The 20932-nt window shown below is 37.1% G+C and carries 25 protein-coding genes and 1 other RNA gene; 4 read left to right on the top strand and 22 right to left on the bottom strand.

The window, feature by feature from the left end; translation table 11 throughout:
- Positions 1 to 28 precede the first annotated feature (28 nt).
- Positions 29 to 221, top strand: a non-coding RNA gene (ssrS, locus tag MHI22_RS18275) — 6S RNA.
- Between the two features lie 152 nt (positions 222 to 373).
- On the opposite strand, the gene MHI22_RS18270 is transcribed toward ssrS, so the two are convergent.
- The 5 genes from MHI22_RS18270 to MHI22_RS18250 all read right to left on the bottom strand — a co-directional run bounded on the left by MHI22_RS18270 (position 374) and on the right by MHI22_RS18250 (position 4067).
- Entirely contained in the window at positions 374 to 913 is a 540-nt protein-coding gene (locus tag MHI22_RS18270; protein WP_340812504.1) for a hypothetical protein, read from the bottom strand.
- Positions 914 to 1450, bottom strand: a complete 537-nt coding sequence (locus MHI22_RS18265) for a replication-relaxation family protein (protein ID WP_340812503.1) — start codon at positions 1448 to 1450, stop codon at positions 914 to 916. It lies immediately after the preceding gene.
- Positions 1451 to 1454: 4 nt separating this feature from the next.
- Positions 1455 to 2642 carry an FtsK/SpoIIIE domain-containing protein gene (locus tag MHI22_RS18260; RefSeq protein WP_340812502.1) on the bottom strand — a complete coding sequence of 396 codons (1188 nt, stop codon included), beginning with the start codon at positions 2640 to 2642 and terminating at the stop codon, positions 1455 to 1457.
- 291 nt (positions 2643 to 2933) lie between these two features.
- On the bottom strand, positions 2934 to 3824 hold the full coding sequence (locus MHI22_RS18255) for a helix-turn-helix domain-containing protein (protein ID WP_340812501.1): 891 nt from the start codon (positions 3822 to 3824) through the stop codon (positions 2934 to 2936).
- 27 nt (positions 3825 to 3851) lie between these two features.
- The gene (locus MHI22_RS18250) at positions 3852 to 4067 is read right to left on the bottom strand and encodes a hypothetical protein (protein WP_340812500.1); all 216 of its coding nucleotides are present in this window, start codon (positions 4065 to 4067) and stop codon (positions 3852 to 3854) included.
- A gap of 191 nt (positions 4068 to 4258) precedes the next feature.
- On the opposite strand from MHI22_RS18250, the gene MHI22_RS18245 reads away from it, so the two are divergent.
- On the top strand, positions 4259 to 4480 hold the full coding sequence (locus MHI22_RS18245; protein ID WP_340812499.1) for a helix-turn-helix domain-containing protein: 222 nt from the start codon (positions 4259 to 4261) through the stop codon (positions 4478 to 4480).
- A 76-nt stretch (positions 4481 to 4556) separates the two neighbouring features.
- Positions 4557 to 5117 carry a DUF5067 domain-containing protein gene (locus MHI22_RS18240; protein WP_340812498.1) on the top strand — a complete coding sequence of 187 codons (561 nt, stop codon included), beginning with the start codon at positions 4557 to 4559 and terminating at the stop codon, positions 5115 to 5117.
- 96 nt (positions 5118 to 5213) lie between these two features.
- On the opposite strand, the gene MHI22_RS18235 is transcribed toward MHI22_RS18240, so the two are convergent.
- Positions 5214 to 6479 (bottom strand): Y-family DNA polymerase, encoded by a 1266-nt coding sequence (locus MHI22_RS18235; protein WP_340812497.1) that lies wholly within the window; start codon positions 6477 to 6479, stop codon positions 5214 to 5216.
- A 172-nt stretch (positions 6480 to 6651) separates the two neighbouring features.
- Here MHI22_RS18235 and MHI22_RS18230 point away from each other — a divergent pair, with 172 nt between their 5' ends.
- On the top strand, positions 6652 to 6855 hold the full coding sequence (locus MHI22_RS18230; protein ID WP_340812496.1) for a hypothetical protein: 204 nt from the start codon (positions 6652 to 6654) through the stop codon (positions 6853 to 6855).
- Between the two features lie 95 nt (positions 6856 to 6950).
- Here the strand turns inward: MHI22_RS18230 and MHI22_RS18225 are convergent, their stop codons facing one another.
- The 16 genes from MHI22_RS18225 to MHI22_RS18150 all read right to left on the bottom strand — a co-directional run bounded on the left by MHI22_RS18225 (position 6951) and on the right by MHI22_RS18150 (position 20927).
- Entirely contained in the window at positions 6951 to 7730 is a 780-nt protein-coding gene (locus MHI22_RS18225) for a GH25 family lysozyme (RefSeq protein ID WP_340812495.1), read from the bottom strand.
- Positions 7727 to 7990, bottom strand: a complete 264-nt coding sequence (locus tag MHI22_RS18220) for a phage holin (protein ID WP_340812494.1) — start codon at positions 7988 to 7990, stop codon at positions 7727 to 7729. Before MHI22_RS18220 ends, MHI22_RS18225 begins: the two co-directional genes overlap by 4 nt.
- Complete coding sequence (locus MHI22_RS18215; RefSeq protein WP_237497350.1) at positions 7980 to 8279, bottom strand: hypothetical protein; 300 nt, start codon at positions 8277 to 8279, stop codon at positions 7980 to 7982. Before MHI22_RS18215 ends, MHI22_RS18220 begins: the two co-directional genes overlap by 11 nt.
- 110 nt (positions 8280 to 8389) lie before the next feature.
- Positions 8390 to 9037 carry a hypothetical protein gene (locus tag MHI22_RS18210; RefSeq protein WP_340812493.1) on the bottom strand — a complete coding sequence of 216 codons (648 nt, stop codon included), beginning with the start codon at positions 9035 to 9037 and terminating at the stop codon, positions 8390 to 8392.
- Between the two features lie 212 nt (positions 9038 to 9249).
- Positions 9250 to 9564, bottom strand: a complete 315-nt coding sequence (locus tag MHI22_RS18205) for a hypothetical protein (RefSeq protein ID WP_340812492.1) — start codon at positions 9562 to 9564, stop codon at positions 9250 to 9252.
- A gap of 21 nt (positions 9565 to 9585) precedes the next feature.
- Complete coding sequence (locus tag MHI22_RS18200; protein ID WP_340812491.1) at positions 9586 to 11106, bottom strand: hypothetical protein; 1521 nt, start codon at positions 11104 to 11106, stop codon at positions 9586 to 9588.
- Positions 11106 to 12218 carry a siphovirus ReqiPepy6 Gp37-like family protein gene (locus MHI22_RS18195; protein WP_340812490.1) on the bottom strand — a complete coding sequence of 371 codons (1113 nt, stop codon included), beginning with the start codon at positions 12216 to 12218 and terminating at the stop codon, positions 11106 to 11108. Before MHI22_RS18195 ends, MHI22_RS18200 begins: the two co-directional genes overlap by 1 nt.
- Before the next feature lie 2 nt (positions 12219 to 12220).
- On the bottom strand, positions 12221 to 13096 hold the full coding sequence (locus tag MHI22_RS18190) for a phage tail family protein (RefSeq protein ID WP_340812489.1): 876 nt from the start codon (positions 13094 to 13096) through the stop codon (positions 12221 to 12223).
- 26 nt (positions 13097 to 13122) lie between these two features.
- Complete coding sequence (locus MHI22_RS18185) at positions 13123 to 18093, bottom strand: phage tail tape measure protein (protein ID WP_340812488.1); 4971 nt, start codon at positions 18091 to 18093, stop codon at positions 13123 to 13125.
- 203 nt (positions 18094 to 18296) lie between these two features.
- A complete protein-coding gene (gpG, locus tag MHI22_RS18180; RefSeq protein ID WP_340812487.1) occupies positions 18297 to 18605 on the bottom strand; it encodes a phage tail assembly chaperone G in 309 nt (102 codons plus the stop codon).
- Positions 18606 to 18677: 72 nt separating this feature from the next.
- Positions 18678 to 19262, bottom strand: a complete 585-nt coding sequence (locus MHI22_RS18175; protein ID WP_241604944.1) for a major tail protein — start codon at positions 19260 to 19262, stop codon at positions 18678 to 18680.
- Between the two features lie 19 nt (positions 19263 to 19281).
- A complete protein-coding gene (locus tag MHI22_RS18170) occupies positions 19282 to 19626 on the bottom strand; it encodes a hypothetical protein (protein ID WP_340812486.1) in 345 nt (114 codons plus the stop codon).
- Positions 19623 to 20042, bottom strand: a complete 420-nt coding sequence (locus MHI22_RS18165) for an HK97-gp10 family putative phage morphogenesis protein (RefSeq protein ID WP_340812485.1) — start codon at positions 20040 to 20042, stop codon at positions 19623 to 19625. Before MHI22_RS18165 ends, MHI22_RS18170 begins: the two co-directional genes overlap by 4 nt.
- Entirely contained in the window at positions 20043 to 20345 is a 303-nt protein-coding gene (locus tag MHI22_RS18160) for a phage head closure protein (protein ID WP_340812484.1), read from the bottom strand.
- 10 nt (positions 20346 to 20355) lie between these two features.
- On the bottom strand, positions 20356 to 20688 hold the full coding sequence (locus tag MHI22_RS18155; protein WP_340812483.1) for a head-tail connector protein: 333 nt from the start codon (positions 20686 to 20688) through the stop codon (positions 20356 to 20358).
- A complete protein-coding gene (locus MHI22_RS18150; RefSeq protein WP_340812482.1) occupies positions 20688 to 20927 on the bottom strand; it encodes a hypothetical protein in 240 nt (79 codons plus the stop codon). Before MHI22_RS18150 ends, MHI22_RS18155 begins: the two co-directional genes overlap by 1 nt.
- Positions 20928 to 20932 lie beyond the last annotated feature (5 nt).

The raw sequence follows: 20932 nt of genomic DNA, 5'->3' as shown, positions 1-20932 counted from the left end.
GTTCGTCGATCATGCTTTATTATATCCATAAAGGCTGCATTGTTCGTATAATATTAAGTTTTAACCTTTAAGCTGTAAAAGGGAGTTTTATTATTGGAGTTGGAATGACGGGCCTCACACTACGGTGCATGAGGATAAGCAGGAAAACTTCTGCGAACACCCACTTTGAGGAGTGGTGGTTTAAAACTTTCTATAATAACTACGGCATACGCGGCTTTTTACTTAAATATTGTTATATCAAGGTTTATATAGCATCTTAACCAAATTGGTTAGGGTGCTTTTTTCATTTAAAAATAGTCCATGGGGTTAAAGTGGGGTTAAACTTCTTTGTAAATAAAGTTAAATAAAGATAATCATACTCATATTCATCCATTTAAATAGCCTCACCAATTTGTTTTAATATTTGTAAGAATAGTGGACTAAGGTTTATCAAGACATAGCCAAGCCCAGCATTCATAATCATGCTCCAAGCCTTTTCGGAATTACCAAGCATGAAAAAGAAGCATGCACCAACCATGATCACCGAAGCGATAGGAAAACTAATCGCTACTAATATTTGAACAACTGGATCTAAAGCAGTTGCCAATATTTCTAACGACTTATCAGCAATGATTCCGGTATGTTGAGGTATTGTATTAACAGGGATTGTGGATAGTGTGGATGGTATTTGTGCAGTGACTGGTTCTATTGCTTGTTGTACTGGTGCACTTACAGGTATGGCTGTGGAGGAATAAGTGTTATTGAATTTGTTGAACATGAATAATCCTGTGCCAACGGCTGTTAATGTTGGAACTGATGCAGCTACAGCTACATGCCTTAAGGTTGCATATTTTTCATCTCCTTCAAATCGATCACTATAATCCGTGTACTCATTTGCTGGTACTACTTCAGGTTTAATTCGTTTTTTAAACATCTATATTCCCCCTCTTATTTCATTTATTGTGTACATCTTGCACTTTAGCCCTCCACAGGATGCTTCTAGTTGCTGTCTACGCAATTCTGTTGTTGTTAGCCATACAAGTGTTGGGTAATAACCTAATTGCTTCACAACGCTTGGCATGAGCTCCTTATAGCGTTTGATTTTCTCCCTGTTTTCTTTCATCGTTTGAAGATTATCGACTTCTAAAAAATGTTGAAATCCATTACGCGTAAACATGCCGTCCACAATGATTGAAGTGGTACCATCCGATATTTTGACTTCATTTTTCCAGTCCCTTGGAGTTTTATAAAACAGCCAGAACTCATTGCGCATGATGGTGTGCTGCACATGGCCGCCTTTCTTACGTATCTTGTCACAGTCAACATAAAGACGACCTAAATTATTAAGGTAATAGATTGTTTCGTAACCATCCCGAATGGATGATAGATAGCTGGATAAATTGTGTAGGACCCTGTTTGTATTACGTTTTTTACCAAGGTTAAAATGTCGGCTGAGTTGATCGCGCGTCATAAAATCAAACTTCTTCAAAAGTAACAGTATCTGTTCGTCTCGGCTGGATAGCTGTTTCTTCAACGCGCTCCCCTTTCGTAACAATATGAGGTTGGATAGTATCGTGGATAATTTGTGGTGTAATTAGTGGTGTCTGAAGTATTTCTCTTTTATCAGCAGTTTGGTAAATTGCGCGGCCTTTGACCATTGGTAATGCCTCTGCTCCCTCTGCATCCAGTACAACCCTTGAAGCAATAGCCGACTGCACACGGAAGCATAGCTTGGCATCAGCATTTTGCTTAACCTGTCTAGGGATGACGTCCCCAGTTGGATACTGTGTAGCTACAACTAGCCTAAAGCCTAGCCCTGCTCCTAGTCGTGCAATTTGGCTCATGATTGTTTGGCATTCCAGTTTTAAACGTTTCTCTTCTTTGGTCACTGATTCTGCAGCATTCAGTTCTCCTACCTCGTCAATGACTACAAAGTAACGATCTTTTATGCAAGCCTCTTGTACGTTCTTCTTTCCTCTGCGCTTTAATTCACGTTGTATATCGCGCATCTTTTCATAAGCTTGCTGTAATGTGTGGAGGGCCTCATACGGCTCATATGCAATGGAAATCGTCTGTTTGATATTTTCATAGTCGCACAGTTCAACTCCACCTTTTAAGTCGATTAAATAGAAGTTAACAGACGATGGTTCACTATGAACTAGCGATGTAATAATCGAATTGATGAAGTTACTTTTGCCGTATCGTGTGGCACCACCTAACACTACATGCGGCACCATTTCAAAGTCATGATATTTGTAAGTATTTTTGCTTCTTATAATTCCAACTGGAACTGCCCAACCCTTGCCATTACTGAATGGTACCGACTTTGGCAATGGATTATCATAAACTCGAATTATCAATAATCCATCAAAATCAAGTTCAATTTCTTTTTGCTCATTCAGTTTTGTCTTCCACAATCTTTGTAGTTGCTGAAGAAGGTCTTTGTTTAAATCCAGTTGTCGTAAATCATTAAAGGTAATATTTTTTCTGCGATTGTTTAGCCCATCTTCAAGTACTTTTAGCTTTGCTTCATAATCAGTGAACGAACGTCCAAGGGGGATCCTGAATTTGTATTCCCATCCCCATTCAAACTGTTTCTTCTTCACCAATTGAGTTGTCAAAGTATCCTTGCCATCACGAACGTTTAATCCAGCGAGTGACATTATCCTCTGGATCTTTCCACTGTCATTAGAGGTCATTCCCCTACTCTTTGAGAAAGCTTTTAATGCAATTCCACCCATTAACGAAGTTGTTAATATTTCAAACAGCACACTTTCATCCCTTCTTTAATTTCATCAGCATCACGGTTCTCTTACGTAGTAAGAGTTGCTTGTATTGGGCATCATTAAATACAGTCCAAACCATTGACACAACAGCATTTCATATATGCCCACTTCAATACTCGGGTGGCATTTAATCAAGCACAGTATCGGGTATACGAATGGGCATAAAAATTACCATTCCAACCAGTTATCCAATGAGGCAGTACTTATTGATTGTGGACGGCTATCACGCTCATTCAGCCAGTTATAGAAAGGCACTGGACGTTTTTTAACAGGAGTTTCTTCTATAGATGATGATTTATATTTCTTCATACTAGAACGCTCTACAGCCTTATTAAACGCCCCTACAAATACGGCTCTTAATGTACTAGCAATAGTTAATGTACCGTTCGCAATATCACGGATAATGTTAGCTAAAACGTCCTTAGCGTTCACAAAATCATGTATATCGTTCATTTTTGTTGCTAATATGCATTTGTGTAATTGGTCTTTCAATTCATCGACTAATGGCAGCGAGTGCATGAAATCGAACAGCATCTTTTGGTACTCGTTCATGTATTCCTTTTTCTTTTCAGCTTGCAAAGCTAATTCATTGCCAAGACTCATAATATTATTTGCTTGTTTAGAACTTAAAAGATTAAAAGATTTAGATGCTTGGTTTTCAGATTGCGGAGGACAAACCGCGTCATTACTAGCACCATCGACTCTCTCTCGATGTTTCAAACTCGATGTATCACTGTAGGGTAAAATGCGATAAATGCTAGCTCCTTTGATTCCATTAAGTTTTGTTTGCTTAACTTTCTCGATGATGTTTAACTCAACAAGTTTCTTTATAGCGCGCATTACTGTGCTTCTAGATGTTCTTGTTTGCTCGGCTATCGTTTCAGCTTTTAAGTGACAAGCACCAGGATGTGCTAATGAACGACTAGCTAATGCAAAAACGATGACACGTTCTGATTCTGTTAAATCATAGTAGTGTGCTGCTATATGGTCATCCACACTTTTATCCATATCTGCTACTGAATCGAATGTTGTGTATGCTGCTAAATATTCAAATGCCACCGTTATTCACCTCACTACCTGTTGTTCCTAGTCATAAAAATAAACTTTAACAATTTGAGCCTTTTGCTCACTACCTGTCTCTGTCATCTTTTTGAAATTAGTTTCATCAACCATTTCAAATCCAATTTTCTTTAAAACACTTTGGGCACGTTCTAATTTTTTATAACCTATGTCTACTACTATCGCTGTACCTTTGCTTTTGTTTCCGTTTTTTGTACTTAGATGGATTACGTAAATATGCATTTTGGTATCACCCTTTCTTCACTCGATTTACTTAAAAGAAATCAATAATTAAAAAAATAAATGCATCTCTATTTATTTCGATTAAGTAAATCATAATTTCGTTTAAGTAAAATGTCAACATTTAATTTCTTTTAAGTAAATTATGGTTTATAATAAAAGTAACATAATGACATGAAAGTTGGTGAATAAAATTGGGCGTTGAATTAAGATCTAATCTAGGAGAAATATTAAAAAAACGAGGCTGGGATCAAAAAAAACTTGTGGAGCGAACAAGTTTAAATCCTCGTACCATAAGTGAATTAGTAAATGATAAAACAATTCGTATAAATAAGAATGCACTTGAGAAAATAGCCGATGCCCTAAACATTGAGGATATTTCTGAGATCATTCAATTCAAAAAAACAGATAACTAGTCACGGTTGTCTGTTTTTTGTATACTTTCTTTGCGAAATTTCCTAAAATGGAAATATAGAGGGAGGATTATGTACAATGAAAAAAATAATTTTTAGCGCTGCATTAGTATTATGTTTAGGGTTGGTTGGTTGTGGAGAAGAAAAAGCTAAAGAAGAACCACAAAAAGGGGATGTTCAAACACCTGTAACTACTGACAAAATAGAAGAAGAAGCAAAAAGTGAAGATATTTATTTTAAAGATAATGAAGCAAAATTAGTAGATTTAAAAATAAATATTACTCAAACAAAAGTAATCCCTGTTGGTGATACTGGAAATGAATATGGTGAAAAACCTGTATTTGCTATTTGGTATAACACTACAAATCTAAGTGACAAAGACATTGATCCTACAACAGCTTGGACAGTTGTATTTACAGCAATCCAAGATAATAACCCAAATTCTGTAAACGAATTAGAAGTAGGTATGCTTCCTGATGATAAATTTTTAGATACTCAATTAGAAACAATTAAAAAAGATGGTACTGTTGAAAATGCCATTGCTTATGAATTAGATGATTTAGAAACACCTGTAACCTTAGTAGCTAATCAAGGTGTTGGTGGTAAAGAATTAGGTCGTCAGGATTTTGAAGTAAAGTAATGAAAAGTAGGTCACTCAATCGAGTGGCTTTTTTTGAACAAAAAACAGGCCTCATTCGAGCACCTGTTCATTACTTAAATGATTGAAGTATTCAACTTATGCTAAATGCCCACCAACTAATCGATCACGGCTGATAGCTGTACCTGCATCTGTAAACGAAACAGCACGTAATAAAGCTGTAGCACCAAAACGATTGCGTATTGCGTCCATCGTTGGACCAATCAGCTGTCGTTGCGGTTTTCGATCATCGAATAAATCTAATTGGATACTTTGCTCTCGATCTAAGTTGGATATACGGACAGATAGTTGCCGAGCTGGTTCACCAGCAAAATGTTCATCGAGTAATTCAATGCAGACTTTATATATTTCGAGTGTTTCATTTGTCGGATTTGAGATAGTCCTTGAACGATGAAACCCTTTAGTCATTGCATTGTGACTGTATGATAAGCCTAAACTGATAGTACGCCCAACAAATCCAGCATCCCTCGCACGTTTCATGACATCTTCGCACATTTCGAGGAGCACTACAGAGATTTCTTTACGTGTGTGATAATCCCTCATCAGCATTTGGCCCTTCCCAAAACTTAACGCTCCATTTGCTATTAACGGCTCCCCTAATTTGGATAGATCTATTCCCCATGCGTGGTAATAGAGTTGATTGCCCATTATGCCAAATTTCTTTTCTAATTCATCTAAATCAGCATTCGCTAAACCACCGACCGTTTGAATACCCATTGCATTTAACTTTGCCTCCATCTGCTTACCGATTCCCCACATTTCAGAAAGGGGTCGAACAGGCCAAAGCTTCTGGGGAATATCTTCATATGTCCATTTAGCAAATCCAGTTTTCTTTGCCTCAATATCAAGTGCTAATTTGGCCATCAACATATTTGGTCCCATACCTACAGCGCTAGGTACATTAAATTGGTCAAGTATGGCTTGCTGTATTTCCTTTGCTGTTTCCTCAGCTGTGCCCCAAAGTTTTTCAGTGCCAGTTAGATCAACAAAGCTCTCGTCTATGCTGTACACATGTATGGCATCCACAGGTACATAATTAGCGATTAGTTGTGTGATGGTCATCGACATTTGAATAAAGAAACTCATTTTAGGCTCAAACAACTTAATATCAGGATGCTTCGGTATTTCGTAACGTCTGTTGCCTGTTTTTATTTTGAATTGTTCTTTCATTACTGGGGATGCTGCAAGTACTACACTACCAGGTTGATTAAAGTTACCAACGACTGCTATTGGGTCTTTTAAAATGTCTAACCCTTCGAGCATGGCGATACAGCTGGCATAGAAACTTTTCATATCGATGCAAATGATCGGTCTATCTGGCATTCCATCGTAGTTTTCTCTCATCGTAGTTTCCTCCCATTGCGTCTCGTAATTTTTTATTTACTTATTCTAAGTAAGAACGTTTGTTTGTATACATATTAGAACAAACGTTTGCGTTTTATCAAATGTAAATTATGGAAAAATCCAGGCACTTCCTTTTAAAGATCATCGTAGTATATTAAAAAAGGAGGATTTAATGAAGAAGAATCCGCAGACTGAGGCGAATAAGCGTTGGCAAGCGAAGAATAAAGAACGTGCTAAATATCTTAGTGCACGATCTGGAGCACGTAGCTTTATAAGAAACCACGCCTTGGAGGAAGATTTAGACGAGCTCACGGAATTAATGTTAGAACGTAAACAAGAATTATTAGAAATGAAAATAAACCAAGATGGCATGTAGCTGTCTTGGTTTATTTTGGTTTGTATTTTATTAAGTAATTAATTTGTGGAAATAAAAAAAGCCCAGACTCAAAATAATGAGTACCTGGGCATTAATCATTTTACTTCATACAATTTCGTTATTTCGCTCTCGTCGTTATAGACTATCTTCAATCCTAACAAATCTGCAAGCTCTCGTACTTGTACATACGTTCTTCCGTCTTGAATGATTGCAGGGATGGACTTGGCATCATTTAGCATTACTTTCGCTTCTGTAGTTTGAGCCACTTCATGCTTGCCCTCATTATTAGTAAACCAAGATAAAGGTTTGGAACCATTTACTAAATTCAAATCCACATTACCTTTAATCCCTTGAACATTACCTTTGTCTGTATACTGCCATAGATCACATGAAAAATTAGGCTTTTTACCAGGTGCACTTGTGCCACTATATCGTGGAATCCATAAAAAATCGTAGCCTTTGACTGTATCCATTTTGTACGGCTTATAAAAATGGTGGCCAGTGTATAGTCCGATTTTAACGCCTTTTGCCTTTAAATAATCAATGAACGTCTGTGTGCCTTGTACGATATTTTGTATACTTGCTCCGAAAGCCTCTTCAACGTCAACAACGTAAAAAAGTGGTTTATGACCTTGTGCTCGATTGTAAAAATCTTTCGCTTGTGCCAATGCTTCCGTAGCATTTTTAAATGTCACGTAAATATAAACGCCAAAGGGAATTTTATATTTTTTACAACCTTCGATATTTTGTTGATACTTGCGGTCTATAGTGCTTGTACCGTACTGTGTACGAATGATGGCCAAGCTAATGTCTTTGCTTGCTTTAGCCCAATCAATATCACCTTGATGGTGCGAAATGTCTATGATCTTACTCATTTAACATTGTCCTTTCTAGGTGCATCATATTTCAATGCTTGTTCGCTATCTGAGGTACCTTTTGTAGTCGGGTTGATAATAATACCAAGTAATCCTAAAATGCTTAATACAGTCTCTGAAATGGCTGTGATTTGTGCATTGTAAATCGTAATATCGACATTAAAAATGCCTGCTGTTTGATTAGCGAGCACTAGAAGTAATGCGATTAATGACACCCAAAATTGCTTATGTTGAAGACGTACTTTCCAATTAATTTTCATGTGTAATTCCCTCCATTTTATCTAAACGTTTATGTGCTTGTTTACTTGATTCCTCTACACGAATCACACGCTCTGATAACCCTGTAACACGCATCTCTTGGGCTTTAATATCAATCCGTATTGATTCTACCCCAGCGTTAATATTGTCTAATTTCGTGCGTATTACAGCTGAATCAGATGCATCGTTCTTAACATCCTTGTCTCGATTACGGTTGTAAGTGAGCACCCCTATAAAAGCACCTAATACCGTACATAAAATTCCTATTAAAGCTACTGTTTGACTGTCCATGTCAACACCTCACAAATAAAAATAGCACTGCTCGGCACAGTGCATTGCTTAGGTCTTGTTGTATAAAAATAGCCCTCCACAGAATAATTGTGGAAGGCATTTTGATTAGGTTAAGGTCTACTATTTATCCAATCCTGTACGTTATATTCATTCTTAGGTTTTTCTGCGAGCCATACGGTCGTATGATTCACTTTCTTTAATATTCTAATAAACAAATCAATATCTTGAGGATTGTGATCAGTAAACATGTATAACTTTCTTAATGTTTTATCTCTCGGTTTTCTTCCTTCACTTACTTTTGCTGGCCAGCCAAAATAGATTCTATCAGCCTCATCAATTGCTCCAGTTTTGATAATTATATCCTTGTTTTCTCTCATTAGTCTTCCTTTTTGTTCTGGCAATATAACTTGAGGAATTTTATTATTTAATTCTTCCATGAAGGACATAAAATTAAAAGTTCCATCTCCTTCTTTTAATTGCAGTTCATTGATAATTTTTCTTTTTAATTTTGAATTAAGATATATATAAAAATCGCCTTTAGAATGGTTACCATATAACGTTTCTGTTGCGAAGCTACTTGTATTCCTCATAAATATAAATAATTTATCCTTCGAACTTTCATCCTCTTCTGAAAAGAAATTCATAAATAAAAATCTACCTTTTCCAATACTCAGTTCAAAAATATAATTTTTTGTTTCATTTTCAGCTTGGTTATAAATATTGAACAAGTTAGTCAAATTAAATCTTTCATCAGCCATCTTTTTCTCTCCTTTCAACTATCTTACTCAATTCGACAAAAGGAAAGAATTCCCTTCATTTTCAGACATAAAAAATAACGCTAGCTTATGCTGCGTTTATTGTTCGTCTGATATTGCTTGTTTATATGGTTCGGGTACATCATCAATCTTAATACGTTTCATTTCAATTAAAAACAAATAACCTCTTAATTTAGGCGCAAATACTGTTTCCATTATGCATTACCTCCTGCTACTAAAATTGTTTCCCACAGATCGGCTACACTACCTTTTAGTGCTTGATTCTCTTTTTCTAATTCATCAATTTTCTTCAATAATTGATAAGCTGGTACAATCTGCTTTGTTGTAGATGATGCAGTAACGTTTCCATCTTGGTCTACTCTATCAACAGTAATAATAAATTCAAGTTCCATACCGATATCGAAACTATCACTCTTAGCAATTGAATGTCCTTCAACCACTGACTCTGGCTCTGTTTCATGAATTTTAATCACTAACTTTGTGTCATCATCGTATTCTAAATAAAACATACTATGCACTCCTTTTACTTGTTATACTTGAACGACTGTACCTAACGGATTTGAAGCGAAACAGATAGCAAGTACATCACTAGTTGCCCACGTATCTGGATTTGTTCTCCCATGGGCGTATAATTGTACTCGATCCCCATTATTTATATCAAAATCCTCTGAATAGAAAGTACCTGAACTATTATTATTGTTTCTTATAACACCTTTTGGTATGCCATTGATATATATTTGACCATAGACATGTTCATAACCTTTTCCAGTTCCTGAGCCATACAGATCAAATGTAATTCTGACTCTGCCACTGAAATTACATATAATTTCTTTGATTTTTTTAAAATCGCTCGTGTATTGCACTGTATACCCTACTGATGCTACAACAGCCGCATCACCAACACTAGGCGTTGGTGAACCAATAAGATTACCTGTTACACCATCAATAGTTACACCATTCTTGATGTTACCAGGAATCAATTGAGATAAATCGAGTGTTCCAGTAATGTCTCCATTATCCACCGTAGCTGTTTTTCCTTTTCTTATATCGTTGGCTACTGCATTTCCACTCCCCCCTTCACCCTGTAAGATAAAAGCCCCTGCACGATAACGAACAGTATATACTCCATTCGCTTTTAAATTGCTTACTGCAATACCATTCGAATTTTTGATTGGTATTGCACCTAATCCATTTATATTTAATGTCATTGCTGCGGTACTATTTGAGTTAACTGGAAATGAAACAGCTAAGCCGTTTTTATAGCTTGTAAGACCATCAATGGTTGCCGTTAATACATTTGCTGTGCCACCTATGGTTTCAATCCACTTTATATGTGAAACATCAGCTATATGATTATCAAGCCCTTGCTCTAAACTCGCTATTCGAGATGCTAAATTACCAGCAACATCTCCATCTAAAATATCCTTTATTGAATCAAACCAGATTAAAAATTCTTGTTCTTGAGCATCTTGCCAAATGTCTAATTCACCAGCAATGCTGCCTTTTATATCATTGAACCACGCTTGATACTGATTAAATATTGTAGTGGTATCTACTTGATTGACTGTTCCATGTACAATTCCGCACAGAGTACTATTTAACCGCTGGTCAGTAATATTAGCTTGAGTTATTTGAGTAGCCCCATTGTTGACTAGTACATCTGCAAGGGCTAGCTCATAAGCGTCTGCATCACGTTGTAGTGTTGGTGCAACTGGATTACTTGCAAATGTACCTTTTTTGACTACGATTTCTATTTTCCTAGTTAAATGATTAAGACGCATGACAACCCGGTCAATACGCTTTAAAACACCATCCGCAACATCTAATGACAACACATGATCTCCATCACTAAAAATAAAATAGCCGTCAATCCAGCCACTTCCTGGTTTAACGACTACTTTCATATTCTGATATGCAGCTACTTGAAGATTTGAGGATGGATTAGGAAAAACACCATTACCTATAAAGGTAGCGAAATATTTCGCAAACCACCATGCATTGTATTTACGATCACCGTTGACACTGTTGAAAATACCACTATATATCGTCATTACTTATTCACCTTCTTTTTTATCTTTTCGTAGATAGTTGGGATATTGCTACCAAAGTTAATACTAAGTGTTATTCCTTCCTTATTGCTTGTTAAAGTGGCTGAAATAACACGTGGATGCAAAATGCGTTGTATCTCGTCATTTCGTACACTTACTCGATCACCAAGCTTATAATCAATGTTGTACGTAAATTGACTATACATATCCACTTCACTTTCAAACGTTTCGATGATTCGGAAGTCAGATAATTTTTCATCTCCACGAATTTTTAATGCTTCTTCATATTCTGCTGGAGTCATCGTTTTTTGATTGTCGTTATCATCTGTATATTCGCTTTGCAAATCCCGCGCATCTACATATAATTCGCGCCGGTTAAATCCACTTAAATTGTCATTAGTAACGACTTGCTTTCGTTCAACACCTTCACCTTCGCCTGCCACTATAGCTGTCGATCTATAATCCACTTTATTATGAATGTACTTTTGGTTAATGATATTGTCGTACTCTTTACTAAAGATGACATGTGGATTTACAACCTGTTGAGTACTTCGGTCGACACCTTGCCAAGTAACAACATCAAATTTCTTATCCTGATGATTAAGCAATATATCAATACTCACCTCATGTTTGTTGCATATCTCAAGGACATGGCCAATTACTTCTCCGCCTGTTTTTGTGGACTCATCATTAATGTTTATACCTTTGTTAGGTGCCAGTCTTAAGTTTGGGAGTACTCTGTTTGGATTGCTGGGAGTAATGAAGTTCGTTTTTACGAAAAACTTGATAAGGTCTTCCACATTGCCTTCATATCGTTGTTGAAAATCAATCGATCTCCAAGACAACATATAATTGAGTGAGTAAGCATGGATTTCTATTTCTGTTTCGTCAGCATCTGTATAGTCAAAATGCTCAATGATATAGCCATAATTAGCATCATCTTGAGTTGTTAGAATGTTGTCATGTTTTAACAATTCAATGGCTTCTGATGAGCTTGCAACACGTAAAATAAGCTGACTTACCTTATCATAATTGCGTTCAATTTGAAGTTCTTTATATTCGCTAATTTCTCCTAATAAATTAAATTCCAAATCGAATACATACAATTCAATCATTGTTACACTCCAATCCTTTTTGGCGTAAACTCAACAGACACTTCCAAAAAATCTAATCCACTAGTTGCATCGTATCTTAGCAGATTGTCACCAGGCTCCAATTGAAGAAACTTAGAAGTATCAAAATCTAGGGCATTAAAAATATTAGATTGTTCATTATTTCGAATCAAAATGATTGATCGCTTCCCTTTGTAAGTCGAAACTTCTATTACATCACCAGGAAGCATTGTGTACTTTAGATTAAATGCTTCATAGGTAGTTACATTAAGCAGTTTTGGATTGACCACCTGTGACAGTGCCATAAATCGTATAGACATGCCAGACGATTCACTACCTTCATTCAACACATTCACAATCAATGAGGGATTACGATATCCGATTTCAATTCCTTCCTCTACAACTTCTAAAGGAAATTCTAAGTTTGATTCCCAAAGGGCTATATCTACTTTTCGCGATGCTGCCTCATAAATAAACGGATCACTTGATATAAATTGAAGTAATCCTGTAACCCATCTGCTGTTATCATTTGCCCTGCCTTGATTGAATAATGGTGCTGCACTTAAATTGGCATTTACATAGAACTGATCTCCTGAGTTCGTTGAAAAATCAATTCTCATCGGATTAAATTTCGGATTACAAACGCGATAAATATCTTGTCTCTTTTCCTCAATCCACCAATGCTCTACATTCGTTTTTTTTATATAAAAAGGTACATCTACATCACGTGTGGAAAGCGTTGTCGATTGATAATGAGCTCCATCAGAAGTAGTCTCTGACATATTCACATTCGCACCTAATCCACTAATTGCAAAATCATCACGAATAAAAAAGTGACGACCAGAAACTATCGAGTCGCCACGATTATTAGTAATCGTCATATCTTTAATTAACAAGTCGTCACCTCCTAAAATCCAAATTGCATACGACGTAAAGTGCGCTCCATCTCTCTAGCTCCTGAATCATTTGTGTGTATGACCACAGATGGTTTAAAGTGTTTAGAATTATCTATGCTTCCTTTAGATCCACCATTAAATGATGCATTGTCCTCCACAGATGATGCTAGTCGTCTTGAAGCATCGGCAACTTTGCTTACCATATCATCCATCCCTAACACTAATCCTTGACCAATGTTGACACCAAAGCCTCGCATCACACGTGATGGACTGTGGATGTCTAGTGCTTGTTGAATGGTACTCGCAATCGAATTAGCGATTTGCTGTGCCTTAGAAACCAAAGGCCCTTCCATGCTTGCTAAACCATTAAGTAGTCCTTGTCCAGCATCTACACCAATCTGTTGCAATGATGATAATTCAGTTGCTGTAGTGCTTGTGAGCTCTTTAATTTTGTAGCCCCATTCAGCTTTTAAGATATTTAGCTGTTTTATAGCAGCTTCACGTAAAGCAAGAATTTGCTTGTCAGTATCTTCTTTCATACCTGCCAGTTCAGCTTCAGTTTGTTCTCTAGCTAATGCTGCTTTTTCTTGATACAGTTCACTATATTGAGTTAATTGTTCATCTGTAAGTTGATTAAGGGCCATTAGTTCTGGAAGAGCCTTAACCCCTAAGTCACTTAATTCTGCCAACAAATCAGCATCTATGTTTCGTGATGCAAGCTTTGCAAACTCATCTTGCCACTGTTTAAAACCGTCAACTTGTGATTGTAAATTGCTAAGTAACTCTGCTCCGCTATTTTTAATTTCAACCTTAAACTCATCGAACAATCCAGCGAATGACATCAAAGAAGATTGTCGCTTAGAAAATGCATCCTCATATGCTTTAGTCAGGTCATTTTCTTGTTTGATCAAATCATCATTGATCTTTTGCATTTGCCCTTGGTAGTCTTTGTTAATAGCAACAATCTCTTTATTAATCGTCTCAACAGCTTTTTGATATTCCTTTTGAGCTGTAATACGTTCTTTCGACCCTTCTGCAAATAACTCTATTGATTGCTCCCAAATGGCTGCTTCTTCGATTAAGGACATTTCCTCTAAGGACTTTTTGTCAGCAATAAAGTTTTTGATCACTTCTAGATATTCTTTTTCTGATTTTTCGACTAAAGCTTTGTATTTCTTCTGGAAATCAACATCTGCTTTAAGCTTGTTATCCCTATAAGATGCCTCTAACAGTGCAATGTCTTGTAATTCTTTTTGAGTTAAAGCGCGTTTCTTTTTAGCAGCGTTATTTCTGATCTTGTAGATTTTTTCAAGCGTCTTATCGTTTTTATCTTCATTTTTTCGATTAAATTCATCGATCAAATTCGTGTATTCTTTTTGATAGTTTTTAGAAACTGCTAGAATACCATCACCAATATTAGACATGGCTTGATTAACCTTTGGACTGGACTCATTTAACCCAATCACTAGGCCTTCGCCTGTCCATAAACCAATTTGCCTCATGACTCGAGATGGTGAGTGAATATCTAAAACACTTGTAACTGTTTTTGTAATTCCCTCAGCAATAGACTTAGCTTTATCCCATACAGCACTAGCCATACTTCCAATACCTTTAATCAAGCCACTCATGATGTCTTTACCAACTTGTACTAGATTAATATTCTCCAAATATGATGTGAAGTTGTTCATCATCTTTTGTCCAATTTGACCTAATTGGTCCCATGCTCCCTTCCAATCACCTTGGAGTAACTTTAGAGCAATTGATATAACACCGAGAATGGTATCCATTGCAGTACTAACAACCAATTTTATTGCTTCCCAAGCCAATTTAACTGTATTTGACAATAGTGGCCATACAAATTCAAATATTCCCTTAATAACACCCATTACCATTTCTATAGTTGATTTCACTTGTTCAAAGTGCAATTTCACTAAAGAAACAATAAATTGACCATTTTCACCCCAAAATTCTTTCAAAGTATCAAGTTGGTCTTTTACAAATTCAACAACACCGCTTAATTTTTCATCTACAACAGATTTAATAAATTCATATGCAGTTGAGGTAGCCTCTTTTAAGGCATCCATGACTTTGTTGTAATACTCTTCGATAGTGTTAAAAATTTCAGAGTGTTTATTTTTAAATACTTCCCATTTAGAAAGTATTTCGCCAGTTTCCCAGTTTACTTTTTCAACATGTTCCTCTGCTTGTTTTTGGGCAGTTTCTACAATCTTTTGATGTTGTTCTTCTGCCAAAAAGATTGTTTGATCTTTAGCTCTAGTAGCTTCGGCAATCATGCGATCAGCTTGTTCGGCATTAATTTGACCTGTTTCATCACGCATCTGGATGATTTGAGCCATCCTTTGGTTATATGTTTCTTCTGCCTCTTTGACGACTTCTTCTTTTTGCTTCACAGCATTTTTCACAACTTCGGCTGCTTGTTCAGCAGAGATAATTGAAGCATTCTCTTTCATTCGCTCCAAAATAACCTTCTGTTCAAGCTCGCTTTCAGAAAACGTTCGTACAGCATTTTCTTTCATCATTTGATTGTAATTATTGATGATTTCATGCTCACGTTCTGTCAGTTCACGTTTTTCATCTGCCGCTTTTTGAATAATGGCATTAACACGTTCATTCATGGCATTTTGTTCTTTTAGTTGCCATTCATTACGTCTTTGTGTATCAGCCATTATTTTCTGTTCTTCCTCGGAAGATAAAGCTGATGAAAACATAAAGAAATTTTGCAAATCAGATAGTTGTTCGGCATTTCTTTTTTTCATGCCTTCCACAATCTGCTTGTTCATCTCATTAAATTTCGAGGTAATTTCTTTAGACATTTCTGAAGTAACCTCTGTGGAAGACACATACATATTTGTTACTGATTTTGCAGCACCGTCACTTAAATCAAAAAATCCTTCAAGTGCTTGCTTTGTAGCTTTTGAGACACCCTGTCCAAACATGTCAACTTTCTCTATTGCTGGGTTCATTGCCTCTTGCATCGTCTTAATTGCACCCACAGCTAAAACAACTGGAGGAGAAATAGCCGCAAACGCTGCTAGCAACTGCGGATTTTTTTCAACGAGATTGTCCCAATTTTTATAGAGAGCAATCCCTCCTGCAGTCAATGCTGTAACCCCACCAACAGCTAACCCAATAGGACCAGTTACTAAAGCTAATGATGCACCAAATGCCGTTGTTGCTCCGCCAGCAGCGCCTATAGCAACTGACAGCCCACCGACTGCACTGACAATTGTGCCGATACTTGAAATTAAAGCTCCACCAACAACGAGTACAGGACCAATGGCTGCGGCTAATCCACCAAGTATAAGAATGGTCTTTTGAGTTTTTTCAGATAGATTTGCAAATTTCTCAATCCATGGTTCAACTAATTCAACCATTTTTAGTACAAACGGAATTAATATATTTCCGAGAGTAATTCCTAAATCGACCACTTTGTTTTTCAAGATAATTAACTGGGATTCAGTGGTTTTGTATCGTTGTTCAGCTTCATTCGCTAAAGCTACATTTTCACCCCATGCTTTATTGGCAATATCGATTGAGCTTGCGAATAGTTCGTTAGCATTCCCAGCACGTAGTAATGAGTCTCGTAATAAGATTTCTGTGATACCCATTTCTTGAAGCATATTGATGGCTGATTCGCCCGCTTGCTCTGCATTACCTAAGCCATTTACAAATGCCCCAATTGCACCTACTGCATCCTTTTCAAACATCTCTTTAAATTGTTTACTAGTCAAACCAGCAACTTTCGCGAAGTTTTCTAGATCCAGCCCCGCATTAACGATGTTTTTCATTTCTTTGTTGGTCATGCCTAATGAGTCAGCTAAAGAAGTGAAATCCATGCTGTTATTGGCTGCAAGCATTTGTAACTCACGTAAAGACATGCCTGTTTTTCTAGACAACTCTTCAGTTTTACCAAGCCCTGTTGTTGCGGCTACTTGCATACGTACCATTACACGAGATAGTGCAGAACCACCCATTTCTGCTTGAATACCTACAGAACTAAGTGCAGTAGCAAGACCTAGAATGTCAGCTTCGGACATACCAATTTGTGCACCTGCCCCCGCTAGACGTAAAGACATTTCTATGATCTCAGATTCAGTTGTTGCGAAATTGTTCCCAAGTCCGACAACTGTAGAACCTAATTTGTCAAAGTCTTGTTGAGACATCTTTGTGATGTTTGCAAACCGTGCAAGAGCAGTCGCTGCTTCATCCGCTGACATATTAGTCGCTACACCCATATCAGTCATTGTTCGTGTGAAGCCTAAAATAGCTTCGTTTTTAATGCCGAGTTGCCCAGCGGCCTCGGCTACCTTAGCAATCTCAGTAGCAGCTGCTGGAATCTCTTTTGACATGTTTCGGATTTCATCAGAGAAGAATTGGAATTCTGATTCAGTTGCATCCACAGTTTTTCGAACACCTGCAAAGGCAGATTCAAAGTCCATAGCTGCTTTAAATGCCCCAACACCCATTGCTGCAATCGGTGCTGTAACATACATTGATAATTTCTTACCAACGTTCATCATTCCATCGCCTACAGCAGATAATTTGCTACCCACTTCTTGCATGCGTTGGCCGACTTGTGTCCACTGAGATGACTGTATACGTAATTGATTTGTAACCTCTGCTAATTCACGTTCTAGGCGATTGTATTGAGTTTGTGCTTGGTTAACCGCATTAGCTTGCCTTTCAATTTGAGCTGACGATGCGGTACCACTAGCTACTAACTCATCATATCTACGTCGTTGTTCTTGCAACTTGATTGATGCAGCATCAAATGAACGAGATAAAACATTTTGCTTTTGAGAAAGTCCAGTCAATGAATTTTCATATTGTGAGCCTCTTGCTCTAATAGCCTGTAATTCACTTCCCATCGCTCTCATGTTTCGGTTTACCTGTGCTACAGTACCATTAAAGTTGGATGCATTTAAACTAAGGCTGACTTCTAAACTTCCTATGCTTGCCATATATTCTCACCGCCTTCTTGGCCAAAATAAAAATCACAGCCAATCAATATCATCAGCTGTGACTTCTTCTATTTCCTCATCAACATCATTGGATAATTCAAACCAAAAATGAATATCCATTTCATCGATTTCATGAAGTTTGTATCCTTCTTTTAATAACTCACGATAGAATTTTTTTATATTTTGGTAGGCTGTTAGGCCACTTACTTTCCCTCAGTTGTTGTGGAGGTCGTCTGCAGACCTCCGATATTAAGTACACTGTTGAATACACGCATAATTTCATCTTGTAATACCCCTGCCTCTAAGCCGTCCCATACGTCATCCACAGTGAATTGATTATCAAAAACATTTACAACAAATCCAATCATTCCGTCAAAAGTTTCCGCAGAAACTTGTGCGCCTTCTTCACGCATTTTTTCATTCATTTTCAGGGCATTACGGAAAACACGCGCCTTCACAAAATCATTAGTAAATGTTTTTTCTTGTCCATCAATTCGTAATTTGATTTGCATAATTCATCCATCCTTTTCGTTAGTCACTTTAATTTAGTTAAAAGAAAAGAAGCCCTATAAAAGGACTTCTGTTTAAGGAGTTGGTACTGTTGGTTCGGTAGGTTTTGTTACAGTAGAGAAGAACGTTTCAGGGGTAGCTGTTACACCCGAATCACGCGTATCTACAGTATGTTTGATGATACCATCAATTAAAGGTAAAGCTTCACCAGCGAACGGGTATACTTTGTAGTTTGTTTCACCTTTTTTACGAGTAGCGTTGGATTCCTCTCCTGGCTTTAATTTTGCTTTGAAGAACCACACAAGTTTAGATCCTGATTCAAAGCCAATTGCAATAGCATTTGGTGAATCATTTGAGTTAGTGATAATACCACCTTCTGCAGATTTCTTATGACCATACCAATCAACTAATACCTCTGTTGGTAAATCAGCAGTCTCGCCTGCAATTGTAATGGAATCCATTTGTGCCTCTTGGTCCACCACGCGGTCCCCAGCATCTAATGATGCTTCAGAGAAGTTAGGTGTAAGAGTTAAAGAGATTGGCATTGTTAATGTTTTAACATCGCCCCATGTTTCCGTTTGTTCATCTGTCATTAATGCATAATGGATCCGTTTCAAACTAATTTTTTGTGGTTTTTCATTTACCGTTGTAGCTGCCATTTTCATGACCTCCTATTATTTAATATTCATCAAAAAAGACGAATCGCAACACTTTGTTAAAGTGGGAATCGCCTTCTTGTTTTGGTGCATCATATTCAAATGTTCTTTCATAGCCAGCTGATTCCATCATCCGCTTGATGTCCTCCACAAGCTGAAAGTAATCGCGTTTCGACCAAACGTTGACTTGGATAAGTCTTTCAGTCTCATATTCTTGATCAGATGCTTCTAAAGCAGGCTTTGCATTGATTTCTAAGAATGTAATGTATTGATTTGGGATGGTTGATCCAGTTGGAACACTGTTGAAAAATACATCTAATCTTAATGGGGACAAAGTACTTGTGATATGTTTAGAAATATCAATCATAGATTTTTTGCCTTCTTTATCTCATCAGCAATAGCATTTAATGCACCTGGTTTGCTTAATTCAAATCCCCGTGTAAAGAATGGATTTGGTGCAATTGGTCCCCATGTTACTTTCTGACGTTTACCTTTTTTCGTAACATATTTACTTCCAGCGCTTCGCCCACCTTCTAAGATATGGCCGTGGTAGGCTTTAGCTGTGTGCACTTTGGCTTCCCCATCTTTTGCTCGTTTTATTTTAATATTATTTTTCAATTTATTTTTCTTATTTTTGGATTTTCCAACTGGCACTTCTTTCTCAACAGCTTCTTTGACTACTTTTGCTCCTGCATTAAGTGCTTTATTTTCTTCATCCTCTTCTAATGGCAAATTCATTAGATTTTGCATCAAAGCGTCCATACCTTGTATTTCAAAATTCATCTAAACCACCTCTTTTAAAAAGATTGTGAGCCACTGGTTATCTCCATTATCATTCACAGGTGGCGAATCCATTTCGTATGTTTTGCCAGCTACTTCAACCCGCATATGTTCTGTAATATCCTTCCGGTACCGTATACCAATAACACATTTTCCTTGCCATTGTGTAGCATCAGAACTAAATAGTCTGTAACCTTTTGCAGTCTTCAATTCCGCCCATACCGTTACGTGTTTAGTCCATTCTTCACTTGGCCATCCATTAGTTATCGTATCCGGTGGATTTAAGAATGTAGCGCGCTTGTTCATACGACCTACGTTATTGTTGTTGCGATAGTTCATCAGGATTCACCCACTTTAGCTGTAATATCATCGACTGTAAGCCATATGGGATAGGCTGTTGGGCTGTTTTAATTGTGGAAGGCGTAATAGCTATACGATTCTCGTAAAAATGCGTAGCAAGCGTCATAATAGCTAAACGATGTAAGGCAAAAACCTCTTTGTCCTCCACAATCAAATAATAATCTTCTGGCTGTTTCACCCCTGCATTCTCCAAATAAAAAATGGATGATTGCAGAATAGTAGAAAGGGAACGATCCTCATCATTCCCATCAATCCGTAAATATTCTTTAAGCTCATCCAGTAATGGCATTAAGCATCACTCTTTTCATCTGTGGAAGGCTGTTTTGAAACTTGCTTTGTAGGAGCTTTCTTAGGCTCTTCAACAGCTTTTAGGAATGCTACCCCATATTCTTTATGGACTTCCGTCAAAGCCTCTGCGCGTGCTTTAACAAGCTTTTTACCATCGGCTGGATAAGTATCTCCTACTTCGTAAACATGGCCTGTATGGTTGTTTTCTTGAAAACGATTAATTACTTTGTACTGGCTCATTTGAT

Source organism: Lysinibacillus sp. FSL L8-0312 (genome assembly GCF_038003285.1).
GTDB lineage: Bacteria > Bacillota > Bacilli > Bacillales_A > Planococcaceae > Lysinibacillus > Lysinibacillus fusiformis_D.
This window is presented reverse-complemented; position numbering and strand designations above follow the sequence as displayed.